Source organism: Devosia sp. UYZn731, from assembly GCF_040546795.1.
Classification (GTDB): Bacteria; Pseudomonadota; Alphaproteobacteria; order Rhizobiales; family Devosiaceae; genus Devosia.
In genome coordinates, this window is sequence record NZ_JBEPOL010000006.1 from 400,895 (window position 1) to 415,449 (window position 14,555).

Annotated in this window: 12 protein-coding genes; 10 read left to right on the forward strand and 2 right to left on the reverse strand. The window is 62.4% G+C overall.

The genetic code is table 11. The features are described 5' to 3' along the window. The first annotated feature begins 271 nt into the window (after positions 1-271). The 6 genes from ABIB57_RS17300 to ABIB57_RS17325 are packed head-to-tail and all read left to right on the forward strand — an operon-like array spanning position 272 to position 6,889. Positions 272-1,387, forward strand: a complete 1,116-nt coding sequence (locus ABIB57_RS17300; protein WP_354042392.1) for a glycoside hydrolase family 172 protein — start codon at positions 272-274, stop codon at positions 1,385-1,387. Beyond that, positions 1,387-2,385 carry an ABC transporter permease gene (locus ABIB57_RS17305; protein WP_354042393.1) on the forward strand — a complete coding sequence of 333 codons (999 nt, stop codon included), beginning with the start codon at positions 1,387-1,389 and terminating at the stop codon, positions 2,383-2,385. Before ABIB57_RS17300 ends, ABIB57_RS17305 begins: the two co-directional genes overlap by 1 nt. Before the next feature lie 4 nt (positions 2,386-2,389). Next, positions 2,390-3,229: an ABC transporter permease gene (locus tag ABIB57_RS17310; RefSeq protein ID WP_354042394.1), complete on the forward strand. Its 840-nt coding sequence runs from the start codon at positions 2,390-2,392 to the stop codon at positions 3,227-3,229. Continuing rightward, entirely contained in the window at positions 3,226-4,050 is an 825-nt protein-coding gene (locus ABIB57_RS17315; protein WP_354042395.1) for an ABC transporter ATP-binding protein, read from the forward strand. The genes ABIB57_RS17310 and ABIB57_RS17315 overlap by 4 nt, the downstream gene beginning before the upstream one ends. Beyond that, complete coding sequence (locus ABIB57_RS17320) at positions 4,047-4,946, forward strand: ABC transporter ATP-binding protein (protein ID WP_354042396.1); 900 nt, start codon at positions 4,047-4,049, stop codon at positions 4,944-4,946. Before ABIB57_RS17315 ends, ABIB57_RS17320 begins: the two co-directional genes overlap by 4 nt. Before the next feature lie 17 nt (positions 4,947-4,963). Continuing rightward, positions 4,964-6,889, forward strand: a complete 1,926-nt coding sequence (locus tag ABIB57_RS17325; RefSeq protein ID WP_354042397.1) for an ABC transporter substrate-binding protein — start codon at positions 4,964-4,966, stop codon at positions 6,887-6,889. 48 nt (positions 6,890-6,937) lie between these two features. Here ABIB57_RS17325 and ABIB57_RS17330 read toward each other — a convergent pair whose 3' ends face one another. Continuing rightward, entirely contained in the window at positions 6,938-7,198 is a 261-nt protein-coding gene (locus ABIB57_RS17330) for a hypothetical protein (RefSeq protein WP_354042399.1), read from the reverse strand. Between the two features lie 366 nt (positions 7,199-7,564). Here ABIB57_RS17330 and ABIB57_RS17335 point away from each other — a divergent pair, with 366 nt between their 5' ends. Next, complete coding sequence (locus ABIB57_RS17335) at positions 7,565-10,642, forward strand: AfsR/SARP family transcriptional regulator (RefSeq protein ID WP_354042400.1); 3,078 nt, start codon at positions 7,565-7,567, stop codon at positions 10,640-10,642. Here the strand turns inward: ABIB57_RS17335 and ABIB57_RS17340 are convergent. Further along, the gene (locus ABIB57_RS17340; protein WP_354042401.1) at positions 10,639-11,163 is read right to left on the reverse strand and encodes a hypothetical protein; all 525 of its coding nucleotides are present in this window, start codon (positions 11,161-11,163) and stop codon (positions 10,639-10,641) included. The two genes, ABIB57_RS17335 and ABIB57_RS17340, sit on opposite strands and share 4 nt — an antisense overlap. A 317-nt stretch (positions 11,164-11,480) precedes the next feature. Between ABIB57_RS17340 and ABIB57_RS17345 the strand changes: the two genes are divergently transcribed. From ABIB57_RS17345 to ABIB57_RS17355, 3 genes are read left to right on the forward strand one after another with little or no spacing between them, the layout of a single operon-like run. Continuing rightward, positions 11,481-12,779 carry an ABC transporter substrate-binding protein gene (locus ABIB57_RS17345; RefSeq protein ID WP_354042402.1) on the forward strand — a complete coding sequence of 433 codons (1,299 nt, stop codon included), beginning with the start codon at positions 11,481-11,483 and terminating at the stop codon, positions 12,777-12,779. A gap of 57 nt (positions 12,780-12,836) precedes the next feature. After that, a complete protein-coding gene (locus tag ABIB57_RS17350; RefSeq protein WP_354042403.1) occupies positions 12,837-13,721 on the forward strand; it encodes a carbohydrate ABC transporter permease in 885 nt (294 codons plus the stop codon). Positions 13,722-13,723: 2 nt separating this feature from the next. Then, positions 13,724-14,554, forward strand: coding sequence for a carbohydrate ABC transporter permease (locus tag ABIB57_RS17355; RefSeq protein WP_354042404.1), 831 nt, complete (start codon positions 13,724-13,726; stop codon positions 14,552-14,554). Position 14,555 lies beyond the last annotated feature (1 nt).

Genomic DNA, 14,555 nt, shown 5'->3' on the forward strand with positions numbered 1-14,555 from the left:
TGTGCCGAACGGGTTCCGTTCGCACGTAATGGGTTGAGGTGCGCTTGAATCGGTAGTCAAGCCGGCGGCGCGCAGGCCATTGGGGAGAGAGCAATTGCCAACAATCGACGATAGCGCGTAGCCGCGCGGCTCGCCAATCCTCAGCCAAAATCACGAGATGCCGAGCCCGCGCGTCACGCGTCGGGGACGGTCCAATTTTGCCCATGCCGTGGCCTGGTGCGGGCCGTGTTCGCGATCGGCTGCACTTTGCCCGCTTTATACGGAACATCAGATGAACGCCCCCTTTTCTGGTCTCGACCTCAATCTCGGCAATCTCTACCGACTCTCGGACGCCAAGACCCGCTCAATATCGCCGGAGAACTTTACCGGCGCCAAGGGTAAAGGCGGCATGGCGACCGAGGGCACCGGCAAGAGCCCCGCTCGCGGGCTGGGGCAGGGTTGGAAAGTGTCGCCGTCGATCGAGATCGCCGCGGGTGAGAATCGGCTATTGGCCGATATCGACGGACCCGGCGCGATCCAGCAGATCTGGTGCGTGGTGTCCAATGTGCGCTGGCGCAACCTGATCCTGCGTATCTATTGGGACGACCAGGAAACCCCCTCCGTCGAATGTCCGCTGGGCGACTTCTTCGCTTCGGGTTGGAACAGGTTCGCGCAAATTTCCTCCCTTGCCGTCTGTGTCAATCCGGGGCGAGCCTTCAACTGCTACTGGCAGATGCCGTTCAAGAAGCACGCCCGCATCACGCTGGAAAACCGCGATCCCGATGAAGCGGTGATCCTCTATTACCAGATCAATTACGCGCTCTCCGACGTGCCGGAAGACGCAGCCTATTTCCACGCCCAGTTCCGCCGCACCAATCCGCTGCCGTTCAAGCAGGATTACACCATTCTCGAAGGGGTGAAAGGCAAGGGGCACTATGTGGGCACCTACATGGCTTGGGGCACCAATAATGCCGGCTGGTGGGGCGAGGGCGAGATCAAGTTCTTCATGGACGGGGACGCCGAATTCCCCACCATCTGCGGCACCGGGACCGAAGACTATTTCTGCGGCGCCTACAATTTCGATGGCGGCGTCATCGATCCCAACATGACCAGCGCCTATCGTGAATACACCACGCCTTATGCCGGCCTGCCGCAAGTGCTGCGCCCCGATGGCGTCTACCAGAGCCAGACGCGCTTCGGCATGTATCGCTGGCACATCACGGACCCGATCCGTTTTGACGATGACCTGCGCGTCACCATCCAGGCGCTCGGTTGGCGAACTGAAAAGAAGGATCGTCGCTACCTGCCGCTGCAGGATGACATCGCCTCGACTGCCTTCTGGTATCAGACCCTGCCGACCGCGCCGTTCCCCGAGCTGGCGCCAGCCGATTATCTCGAAGTCATCTGATGAACCTGCTCCGCTATATCGCTGGGCGGCTGGTGGTCTATGTCCTCGTGGTCATCTTCGCGCTGACGGTGCTGTTTTTTGTGCCGCGGCTGGGTCCCACCGACCCGGTCGAGGCCATGTTGGCCAAAGTCGCCTCCCAGGGCGCCTATATGGACGCGGCGCAGGTCGATGCGCTGCGCCAGTCGCTGGCCGATACCTTTGGGCTCGATGGCTCGCTTTGGGATCAATACGGCGCTTTCATCAAGCGCATCGTCTTGACCGCCGATTTCGGGCCCTCGCTGTCAATGTATCCGACCCCGGTGATGGAGCTGATCCGCAACGCCCTGCCGTGGACGTTCGGGCTGCTGCTGAGTTCGACTTTGATCGCCTGGGCGTTGGGCAATTTCGTCGGCCTGCTCTCGGGCTGGAAGCCCAACAGCACCAGTTCGCGGGTGATGGAAGGCATCGCCATCTGCCTTTACCCGATCCCGTATTACATCCTGGCACTGCTGCTCTCGATCCTGTTTTCCTACATCTGGAAAATCTTCCCGCTGACGACGACGATCCGCGGCGCGCCGTGGAGTTGGGAGCTGATCGCCAGCGTGGTGTGGAACTCGTTCCTGCCGGCTATGTCGATCGTCATCGTGGTGTTCGGCTGGTGGGTGATCAGCGTCAAGGCGCAGACCACCGCGCTCAAGGAAGAAGAGTTCGTGCGCTATGCCCGGCTCAAGGGCTTGGGCGACGGCCGCATCCTGTCGCGCTACGTGCTGCCGAACGCCATCCTGCCGCAGATCACCTTCCTCGCCTTGCAGATCGGGCTGATGTTCAACGGCTCGCTGATCACCGAAATCCTCTTCGATTACCCAGGACTTGGCCTCTTGATCTACACCGCCGTGCTGCAGGGCGACTTCAACCTGCTCATGGGCACGATCAGCCTGTCGGTTATCGCGGTGGCCACCGCCACCATGATCATCGACCTGATCTACCCGCTTCTCGATCCCCGCATCCGGCACAGGTAGCATCATGGCAAAGTTCCTCGCTGATGCCCCGTTCCGCCTCTATCTCGGCGTGGTCCTGGTCATCGTCTTCATTATCTTCGGCGGTATCCTGCCGTGGTTTGCGCCCGGCGATCCGCTGGTCTGGTACACCGCCCCGCGCAACCAGAACCCCAGCGCCGCCCATTGGCTGGGTACCACCAGCCTTGGCCAGGATGTGTTCTGGCTGCTGACCTATGCGCTGCGCAATTCGCTGATCCTTGGCCTGATCGTTGCCGGCTTCTCGACGGTGATCGGGGTGTTTCTTGGGCTGGCGGCCGGTTATGCGGGTGGCTGGCTCGACCGGGTGCTGTCCTTCTTCATGGATGCACTGCTCTGCATTCCGACACTCCCGATCCTGATTCTCATGGCGGCATTGTTCGGTGGGCAATTGGCGCTGCCAATCATCGGCTTTGCGCTGGTGCTGTTCAACTGGCCCTATCCGGCGCGTCAGGTCCGCGCGGTCGCGCTCACCATGCGCGAGCGCGAACTCGTCAACGTCGCCTGGTTTTCCGGGGAATCCAGCGTGCGCATTCTGGTGCGTCACATCTTCCCCTATATCGCCGGCTGGTCGGCGGCCAACTTCATCAACACCGTGCTGGTGGGCATTTCCACCGAGAGCGCGCTGGCCGTCATCGGGCTCTCCAGCGCGCAACAGGCGACGCTCGGCACCATGATCTACTGGGCCATCAACTATCAGGCCTTGCTCGGCGGCAAGTACATCTGGATCGGCTCGCCGGTGCTGGCCATCGTGCTGCTGTTCATCGGCCTGTTCTTGGTGTCGTCGGGCGTGTCGATGCGCTCCTCCGCGCGGAGGATGAGCATATGATCACGGTCGACAACGTCACTGTGGGCTACGGAACGACAGGCTTCATCAAGGCCGTCGATCAGGTCAGCCTGACCATCAACGACAACGAAATCCTGGGCATTGCGGGGGAATCGGGCTCGGGAAAGTCGACGCTGATGCGCGCGGTCTACGGAGACTTCTCCACCGGCCTGCGCATCCAGAGCGGCACCGTCACCGGGCGTTTCGAGGATGCCCGCACCGGCAAGGTCATCGAGGCCCCATCTAGCCAGTTCGCCCCGCTCTGGTGGGACCAGCTCAGCTACATTCCGCAAGGCTCGATGAGCGTGCTCAACCCGCTGATGAAAATCGAGGCCCAGGTCGTCGATGGCCTGCCGGCGCGCGAAAGGCAGGGCGGCAGCCGGGCGCTCCGCCAGCGCATCGCCGATTTTCTCGCCGGCTTCGGCCTCGAGGAAACCGTGCTCGATGCCTACCCGCACCAGCTCTCCGGCGGCATGCGCCAGCGCGTGCTGGTGGCCATCGCGGCTTTCGTCAATCCACTTCTCATCCTCGCCGACGAGCCCACCACGGCGCTCGACGTCGTGGTCCAGAAAAAGATCCTGCTGATGATGGTCGAAATCCAGCGCCGCCAGCGCAATTCGCTGGTGCTCGTCTCCCATGATCTGGGTGTTCACTACCAGATCACCGACCGACTGGTGATCATGTACCAGGGCCGCATCGTCGAGCAGGGGCCGACCGCCGAAGTCTTCGCCAATCCCCAGCACGATTACACCAAAAACCTGATTGCCTCGCTGCCGCGCCTCCACGGCAAGCGGGCGGTCGAAGCGGTGGGAGCGCCCGCATGACCGGCACTCCCATCCTCGAGGTGCAGAACCTCACGCGCGCCTATCGCAAGGGTGGCCTGTTCGGTGGCACGTCGTTCAAGGCCGTCGACAACGTCTCGTTCACCCTGCCGGCCGAGCCACAGGTGTTTTCCATCGTGGGCGAATCGGGCTCAGGCAAGACCACCATTGCCCGGATGATCCTGCGGCTGGTCGAGCCCAGCGAAGGCAGCATCAGGCTGCTCGGCCGGCCGCTTTCAGGCAAATCCAGCGAGCGCATCGACAACACCGAATTCCGCCGCTTGGTGCAGCCCATTTTCCAGAACCCCTTCGAGGCCTTCAGCGCCTACCTGCCGGTGGAGTTCTATCTCCGTCGCACCGCGCTGAACCTGAAGATCGCGCGCAATGACGCACAGGCCGTCGAGGCGACCGACATGGCGCTGAAATCGGTGGGCCTGAGCTATGAGCGCATCCGCGGCAAATATATCCGCCAGTTTTCGGGCGGTGAATTGCAGCGCATCAGCGTGGCGCGGGCATTGATCCCCAAGCCGAAACTGATCGTTGCCGACGAGCCGGTGTCGATGGTTGACGCCTCGCTGCGCATGTCGATCGTCAACCTCTTCCGCCAGATCGTGGAAGAGCAGGGGGTCTCGTTCATCTACATCACCCACGACCTGTCGACGGCCTATTATCTGTCCGACCAGGTCTCGATCATGAATACCGGCCGCGTCGTGGAAAGCGGCGCGCCCACCGAAATTCTCGACAATCCGACCCAGGCCTACACGCGCGAGCTGATGGCGGCGATCGCCACCGTCGGCCAACGCTGGGGCGAACTTGCCGATATCGACCGCAAGTTCGGCTACGCCGACACGAGGCAAAAGAGTGCGTCAACGCACCAGATCATCAATCACAACGCTTAATGCGACAGGAGGAACCCATGACGACACCCCAATTCCCGAAACGGCCGAGACGCAGCACCCTGATGGCCGTGGCGCTGGCGATTACGCTCGGCGGCACGATGCTCACTACCGCCACCATGCCCAGCTTCGCCCAACAGATGACCGATGTCGGCACGCCACGCGCCGAGACGCTCATCGTCGACATGCTCAATGCTCGGGTGGGCAACCCCACCAACATGAACATGTACCAGCAGGGGGTGACCATCAATCAGGGCTACCACCAGATGGCCGGCGCGCTGCTCTATGACATCGATACCGCCAAGGGCAGCCAGATTCCCGATCTTGCCGCCGAAATGCCCGTGGCCAATGCAGACTTCACCGTCTTCAAGGTGGCGTTGCGCCAGGGCCTGACCTGGAGCGACGGTCAGCCCTTTGGCGCCGACGACGTGGTATTCACCGACCAGATGATCCGCAATACGCCGGCGCTGTCCTACAGTTCCGCCTATGCCGCCCAGATCGCCTCGGTGACCAAGGTGGACGACAATACCGTCGAGATCACCACCACCAAGCCAACCCCACGGCTCGCCATCGTCTTGGGTTCGGTCATCTACGGCAATCCGTTCCACGTCGTGCCCAAGCACATCTGGGAAAAGGAAGATCCGGCGACCTTCACCAATTTCCCGCCGGTGACTATCAGCGCCTACAAATACAAGGACAGCGATCCGAACGGCACCTGGTTCCTGTGGGAGAAGCGCGAGGACTGGCAGAATTCCGATGTCGGCCAGATCGTCGGCGAGCCTGCGGCCAAATATGTGCTGTTCCGCAGCTATGGCACCGAAGAGCGCCGCGTGCTGGCCATGGCCGCTAACGACATCGATATCCTGACCGACATTTCGCCGGAAAGCCTGGATATCCTGCGCAGTCAGAACCCCAAGATTCACGCCTGGTTCAACGATTTCCCCTATGCCAACCTGGACGATCCGTGCGAGCGCGGCATGCACTTCAATACGTCCAAGGCGCCCTATGACGACGCCAAGACGCGCTGGGCCCTGGCTCTGGCCATCAACGCCGAACAGGCCAGCATCGCCACGTTCTCGGGCATGTTGCGCGCCTCCCCGCTCGCCATTCCGCCCACCACCGTGCTGATGGACACCTATCATAAGCCGATGGCCCAATGGCTGGCCGAGTTTGCGCTCGAGGACGGCTACAAGCCGTTCGACCCCGACTATGCCGTGCGCCTTGGGGAGCGGCTGCGCTCGGAAGGCGCGACGGGCATTCCCGAGGACGCCGAGGCTTTGCGCAACCTGCTCGGCGTCGGCTGGTGGAAACATGATCCCGATGAGGCCACCAAGCTGCTCAAGGAAGCCGGCTTCACCAATGACGGCGGCCCGTGGCTGAAACCCGATGGCACGCCGTTCACCATCAACATCCTCGCGCCCGCCGATTTCGAAGTGGAATCCCAGCGTCTGGCTTTCGCCGTGGCCAATGAGTGGACCCAGTTCGGCGTGCCCACGCAGGTGCAGCAGATGCAGGCCGGTGCCTTCTTCACCGCCGAAAATACCGGGGATTATGAAGTGGGCTCCTATTGGGGCTCGTCCTGCGCCATCACGCCGGACCTCTTCGTGCGCATGGAAGGCTGGCACAAGGACTATGTGCGCCCCAACGGCACTCCGTCCTCGTCCAACCAGGGTCGCTATGTCGATGACGAACTCAGCGCCATGATCGACAAGTTGCGCACGATCCCGGCCGACGATCCGCAGATCGTGCCGCTGGGCACCGACATCCTCAAGGAACTGGTGCAGGGCCTGCCGGTGATCGAAATGTTCGGCACGTCCAAGTTCGTGCCGGTGAACGAGACCTATTGGACCAACTATCCCTCGGCCGAAAATTACTATGAGGGGCCGTGGTGGTGGTGGAGCAATTTCAAGTTCATTGCCGCCAAACTGAAGCCAGCCGCCCAATAAGCCTTGGAGGGGAGGCCATTTGCGGCCTCCCCTTTCGATGCCCCCGACTTACTGGCGGAGCGCCGATGGCGTTTGGCTCATCGGGGCGCGGTAAAGGAGGACGCGCCCCTCCTGGCCGTCGCGTTCCGTGTACGAAACCTCGGCGAAAATGTTCTGCGGCTCCCCCAATAGGTAGAGCTTGGTGCGCAGAACCCGTTCGGCGGCGGCGATGGGGTGGGCAGCGACGGTCCTGACCGGCTTCTCAAAACCGATCCCGCCCCCGGCGCCGACGTACCGCGCCACAAAAAAAGTATAAAAGAGATCGGCCATTCATATCCTCGGACGCGAACGATCTATCTGTTGTGTAATCTTGTCAGGCCCGCATGCTTGCCGATAAGGCGCAGCTCTGTGCTTGCGGCGAGATCGGATTGGTCCAGACAGGCCCGTATTTGCGGCCTTCCAGAGCCCCTCTGATGGCTCTTGCAGCAGGCAAGCGACTGCCGTCGCAGCGCGGCGCGTTCACCGCAATCGTAAAGTAGTCGAGGAAGCGGCTGCTGTTTGCGGCGAACAGGCCGCTTCCTCGATAGTTTGGCGCCGTGGAGGTTCGACGCTGCGATTGTTCGTCACCGTAGGGCCCTGGCGTCACGACGCCGTCACGCCGGTAGATTTGCGTCGTGATTTACTCGTGATTTTTTTTTGTTTCTGCTAGCCTCAAATTGGCAAAGAAGGAACCGAACACGGGCCATGGGTTCCCCCCACCTCTATCTCAGGCTTCTAGGACCGTTCGAAGCGCGACACCGCGATGGTCGCCTGGTTGAGTTTGATCTCAAAAGAGCCCGTTTGCTGCTTGCCTGGCTGGCGCTACGACCCAGGCAGAGTGGCAGCCGGGAGGAGATCGCCGCCTTGCTGTGGAGCGAACGCAGCGAGGCGCAGGCCCACCAAAGCCTTCGGCAGACCCTGGCCATCATTCGGCGGGCGCTGGATGACCAGGCCGGAGAAATCCTCAGGATCGATCGGGAAAAGGTGGCATTTGCCCCCAACGCGGTGCAGTCCGATGTCGCCACGCTGCTGCGTCTTGATGCCGATAGCCCCATTGAAGAGTTGGAGTTCTCGGTCGCCCAATATGGCGGCGAGTTCCTTGAGGGAATGAGCGTCCGCGATCCCATCACCGAGGAATGGATACACAGCGGCCGCGCCGAACTTCGCGGTATTGCGGTCAAGCGCTTCGAATGGCTGCTTGGCGCCTATTCGCGCTCCGGAAACCACGCGGGCGCCGAGCCAATTGCGACGCGCCTGATTGCCATCGATCCGCTGGCCGAGGAGGGGCACCGTGCGCTGATGCGGGCCTATCTGGCCGCGGGCAAGCGCGCCATGGCGCTGCGGCAGTACCGACGGTGCCGGGATATACTGGCGCGCGACCTGTCGGTCGAACCGGCGGCCGAGACGAAGGCGTTGATGCGGATCGCCGCGGAGCCGGCCCCGAACGACCTGAGCAATTTATCGCCTTTGCTGCAGGATCAATTCCTCGGCCGGCCGCACCGGGCGCACAACCTTCCCCGGCAGATGACCTCCCTCGTGGGGCGGGACAGTGAATCGAGCGAAGTGCTTTCTCGCCTGCGCCGATACAAGTTGGTCACGCTTACCGGATCGGGCGGTGCGGGCAAGACGCGCATCGCCATCGACGCGGGCCTTCGGCTCATTGGCACCTATGCGGACGGGGTCTGGCTGGTCGAACTGGCCTCGATTGCCGATCCTCAACTGGTTGGCGAGGCACTGTGCGGAGCATTGGGGGTGCCCCTCGCGGCGGATCGGCCCGCCCTCGAAAGCGCCATCGCCTATCTCAGCCAGAAAGAGGCGCTGCTAATCCTGGACAACTGCGAGCACCTGGTGGCCGCGTCCGCCCATCTGGCGGAGGCGCTGCTACGGGCTTGCCCGTCGATCTCGATCCTTGCCACCAGTCGTGAAAGCCTGTCGGTTGTCGGCGAAAGCCTCTATCGCGTGCCAAGCCTGGCTTTTCCGTCCCGCACCGAGGCCATAACGCCGGCTGCGGCGCTCGCCTACGCGGCCGTGCAACTGTTCGTGGAGCGCGCCGCTGCCATTGTCGAGGGCTTCGCGCTTGATGAGGTAACGGCGCCGGCTGTCGCAAGCATCTGCAAGCAGGTCGACGGCATCCCGCTGGCCATCGAGCTGGCGGTCGGCCGTCTCAAGATGATGCGCGCCGATTGGCTGGCCGCCAACCTCAGCGAGTCCTTTCTGACCCTGCGCGGCGGGGCTCGGGCGGCGCCGCCCCATCACCAGACCCTGCGAACCATGCTTGACTGGAGCTACAACCTGCTTGGCGCGGACGAACAGACGCTTCTGCGCCGGCTTTCGGTTTTCGCGGGGGGGTGCACGCTGGCGTCAGCCACACAAGTGACGAGTGGCGATCCGGTGTCCGAACATGCCGTGTTCGACCTGCTGTCGTCGCTCGTGGAGAAGTCGCTACTGACTGCGGACCTGTCCGAGGCCGAGCCGCGCTATCGGCTCCTGGAGACGACGCGCGGTTACGCGATGGAGAAGCTGCGCGAAATCGGTGAGCCGGCTCGGCAGCGAGAACTCGCCGAGTACCTCATTCGCCGCCTGAGCGAGGCAGGCGAGAGCTGGCCCGCCATGCCAACAGTGACCTGGCTGGCCCGGTATGAACCCGAAGTGGACAATTTGCGGGCCTCGCTTGAATGGTCCTTCGGTCCTGGAGGAGATGTCGTCCTCGGCGTGGAACTCGCCAGCTACAGCATTCGCCTTTGGGATGAACTCTCGCTGTTCCGCGAGCGCGGTCGCTGGAGCGAAACCGCGATGGCAAATCAGGATGAAAATACCCCTCCGGTGATTGCCGCACGCCTCTGCCTGGCCAGAACCTCCAACAGCGCCCATGGCGACAATTCCGGCTTTTTGTTTGCCGATCAAGCGGTCCAGTTGTTCCGCTCCGCAAACCGTCCCCTTGACCTGGGGGAGGCCTTGGTGCGGGCTGGCGCTACGCTGCTGACGCTGGAGACAATCGGCAAATCGATCCCCTACCTCCAGGATGCACTGGCGATCCTGGAGCCGCTTGGGCCAACCAAACCCCTGGCCAACTGCCTGCGGTCCACCGGCGTGGCCGCCTATCTGGGCGGCGACTTCGCCACGGCGCGCACCCTGATTGGCCGGTCCATGGCGGTGTGCGGCAGCGTTGGCGACACCAGAGGCGCCGCCAGTGCGCAGATAGCGTTGGCGGAACTGGATTTCGGTGCCGGCGATATCGAGAACGCCATTGACGGTATTCGGCGCATGTTGGGCGGTCGGGGCCACAACCGTCGTCAGGCAACCCTGGGCTTCGGCAATCTGGCGGCTTACCTGCTGGTTGCCGGTAGCACTGAGCAGGCTTGTCAGGCAGCGCGTGAGAGCCTGGCGGGAGCCAGGGCCCTTGGTTGGTCCGCCGCAATTGTGCGTGCCGCCGAAGACATGGCGCTGGTGGCGGCCTTGGGTAGCGATCCCGATCTGGCGGCCCGCCTTCTGGGTTTTGTGGACGCGTTTTACGCGCGAGGCACCGCAAGCCGGGAGCTGACGGAGCAGATCGTCAACCAGCGTTTGACCGCGGAGCTCACGCGGCGCCTTTCGCCCGATCGCCTGCGCGGCTTGTTGGAGGAAGGCGCCCGATGGACCGAACAGCAGGCAGCCGAGGCAGCCGATGCCGCGGGCCTCGACCGCTTGCCGGAACCTGCCGACAATCCAACTGTCCGCAACGCCTTCGGGGCCTAGGGCTGGCCCGGCGAGCAACCGCTCAGCGCAAAGAGGTCCATGGCCAGAGCCCGCGGATTGGCCGCAAGAAATGCCGTGTCCCAAAGCAGCGCGTGGCCGAAATCGGCCAGCAGAAGCGCCCGTGGGGCCATCATCTCATCGTCGTCGATGAGGCCGACAGTACCATTGCCCACGGAATAGACAGTGCCATACCATAGCCGGCAGGCCCCGGGGTTTTCAGCGGTCGTCGGCTCCGCGCATGTCTTGTCAATGAAACCATAGGGCCGTGAATTTCGCCCGGCAGTCCAGGTGATCTCGCCGGCAAAGCCCTGCTTGAGGTTGGGAAGCCTCAACTCGAACACGCCGGAGGTCATGATGCCATGCTCGGCAGTCTTGGGATGGAATGCCAGGACCGCCCCCGAACTGGCCTCGGTATAGATGCCGTGGTCGAGCGGGCACTCGGCCGCGACGGACGCGCCGCCGAGCAAAAGCCAGCCCACCGAAACCAGCGACTGCAATGGCGAATGAAACGGGCGGCGCATATCAATCCTGACGGGGAGTTCGTTCGTTCCGGCCCAGGCCGGGCGCGCATCCCGCGCTTGCCGAAGGTCCCCTATCGTGGCGCGGTTGAATGGTGTGCCGGCAGCCCATTCAGTCCCGGTTCAGTCGCCGCGGTCGACGCGGATTGAGCCACGTCGCCCCTTGTCCTTGCGGCAGCATGTGATGCGATTTGCATCAGAAATATCATGCCGAAAGGGAGGATGTGCGGCTGTCTTGACGGCTCCATCTTTCCGATATACCGATATATCAGTATTTAGGTCACGGACCAAATACCTGTCCAAGGGAGGATCGATCCGTCATGTCAAAGTTTCGTAGTCTGCGTATGTTGGCCCTGGCCGGGGTGGCCTTGCTGATCGCCCAGGGCGGCGCAATGGCCCAGACCGTCACGCTCAATCTGTGGTCGGAGCTGTCGGCTCCGCCCGAGTCCACCGTGCTCAATAAAGCCGTCGAGATGTTCAACGCCGCCAATCCGGGCATCGTCGTCAAGCACACCTCGTTCGAGAACACCGCCTATGAGACCGCATTGCGCACCGCCTTTGCGGGTGGCACGCCGCCCGATATCGCCGAGGTCAATGCCGGCTCCAACGCGTTTCAATATGCCCAGTCGGGCCAGCTCATGGACCTCACCGACTTCGTCAAGCCCATCGAGCAAAAGCTGCGTCCGGGTCTTGAGACCATGTACCAGTATGACGGCAAGTCTTATGGCGTGCTCTGGGGCCTCAAGGTCGGCAACGTGCTCTACTACAATCCCGTCATGTTGAAAGAGCAGGGCATCGATCCCGCCTCGCTGTCCACCTGGGAAGGCTTCATGGCGGCCAGCCAGAAGTTCCTCGATGCCGGCATCACGCCCATCGCCTTCGGCGACCGCGACCAGTGGACCGGCAACCACTACTTCAACCACATCCTGCACGGCATCCTGACCAAGGACGAATATGACCATATCGGTCTGCAAACGCTCGACCCCTCGATCACGTCGGCTCTCAAGTGGAGCGATCCCAAGGTCGTCCATGCCTGGGAAGTCTACAAGGCCGTCGCCGATGCCGGCTACTTCACCCCCGGCTATCTGTCGGACGACAACGACACGGCGGCGGGCTTGTTTTTCGCCGGCCGGGCGCCGTTCTACTCCACCGGCAGCTGGGGCGTCGGCATGGCCAAGGCCAATGGCGCGCAAAACGTCGCCCTGACGCTATTCCCGCCGGTGGCCGATAGCCCAGAGCCGACCGCGATCGTCACCAATTCGCTGCTATTCACCATCCCCACCACCACCAAGGATGCCGAGGCGGCCAAGAAGTTCCTCGAATTCCTGACCAGCGAGCCCGTCCAGAAGCTCTATGTGGAGGAGAATTTCGATCTCAGCCCCTACCAATATGACAGCTCGGGCTGGACCATGGACCCCATGCTGCGCCAGATTGCCGGCCTGCTCGACAATGCCCAGAATGCCTCGCCGTTCCTCGACATGATAGAGGACGTCAAATGCATGCAGGAAAACGTCAACGAGGCTAACGTGGCGATCCTGACTGGCGATCTGTCGCCCCAGGAAGCTGGCGACATGCACCAGAAATGCGTCACCGACCTGCGCGCCGAGCGCGGCTGGTAAGCTTGACGACGGCGGCCGCCTCAGCGGTCGCCGCCCCCCGCCTGATAGGAGAGTGCCGTGGCGCGCCCTGGCCGGACCAATTTTCACATCTGGCTGCTGCTACCGGCCTTTGTCTTTTACACCGTGTTCTGGATCGCCCCGGCGCTGATCGCACTCCTGTCCAGCTTCACGCAGTGGAATGGCATCAGCCTGGGCTCGATCCGCTGGGTTGGACTGGCCAATTACCTGCAACTTTTCGACGATCGCTGGTTCTGGAACGCGCTGCGCAACAACCTGCTGTTCGTTGCCGTGGTGCTGAGCTCGATCATCATCCTGGGCATGACCTACGCGCTCATCCTCAATGCCAAGCCGCGCGGGCACTCGATATTTTCGACCATCTTCTTCATCCCCATCGTGCTCTCGAGCGTCGTCATCGGGCTGCTGTTCACCCAGATGCTGAGCCCGACAGTGGGGTTGGTCGGTCCGGCACTGGCCGCCATGGGCGTGCCAGGCGTCGAGCAACATCAATGGCTGGGCGACAAGAGCACGGCCCTGCCCATGGTGATGCTGGTCTATATCTGGCGCGAGCTGGGCTTTGCCATCCTGCTGCTGCTGGCCGGCCTGCAGACCATCCCCAATGACTATATCGAGGCGGCGCGCATCGACGGCGCCAGCCCGTGGAACATCACCCGCCATATCACCCTGCCGCTGATGCGGCCGGTGCTGACCGTGGTCATCGTGCTGGTCACCACCAACGCCTTCCTGCTGTTTGACCTCGTCATTGTCATGACCAATGGCGGCCCCTTCCACGGCTCCGAGGTGCTGAGCGTCTTCATGTACAGCCAGGCCTTCCTCAAGGGGAATCCCGGCTATGGCACGGCGATCGCCATGATGCTGTTCGTCATCATTCTCTGCGTCAGCGGCCTTCAGCTTGCTTTGAGCGGGCGCGGACAGAGGGCCTGATCATGTTCAAATCCCTGCCGCTCCTCGTCCGCGTCTTCGCCTATATCCTGCTGGTTGCCCTGGCGGCGTCTGTGGTTCTGCCCTTCCTGTGGATGGTATCGACGGCGCTCAAGACTACTGGCGAAATCAACCAGTCCCCGTTCTCGCTGCCCGCAACGCCTAATTTCTGGGTGTTTGTCGATGCCTGGGTGCAGGGCGACTTCACCAGGCTCTATCTCAATTCGCTCGGCATCACCGTGGTGGCGGTGGCGGGGCTGCTGGCCTTCTGCAGTGCGGCCGGCTATGCGCTGGCTCACTTCGAGTTTCGCGCCAAGGAAGCGCTATTCATCTATTTCCTGGCCGGCATGATGATCCCGCCCCAGGTCATCATGGTGCCAAGCTTCAAGCTGATGGCGACACTCGGGCTCATCAACACCTATGCGGCGGTGATCCTCACCTATTTCGCCTGGGTGCCCTTCGCCATCTTCTTTTTCCGCGCCTATTTCAGCGGCATCCCCAAGGAATTGGCGGAAGCCGCGCGCGTCGAGGGCGTGTCGGAGTGGAACATCTTCATCCGCATCATGCTGCCGCTGGCCAAGCCCGCCATGGCCACTGTGGGCATCGTCTACTTTATCTGGATCTTCAACGATTTCATGTGGCCGCTGATCTACCTCAACGACCAGTCGCTGCGCACCGTGACGCTGGGCATGATGGCCTTCCAGGGCAGCCACGCGGCGCTAATGAACCTCAAGGTCGCGGCGCTCATCATCGCCACCGGCCCCCCGCTCGTCATTTTCCTGATCTTCCGTCGCCAAATCCAGAACGGCCTGATCGAAGGCGCCCTCAAGGCGTGAT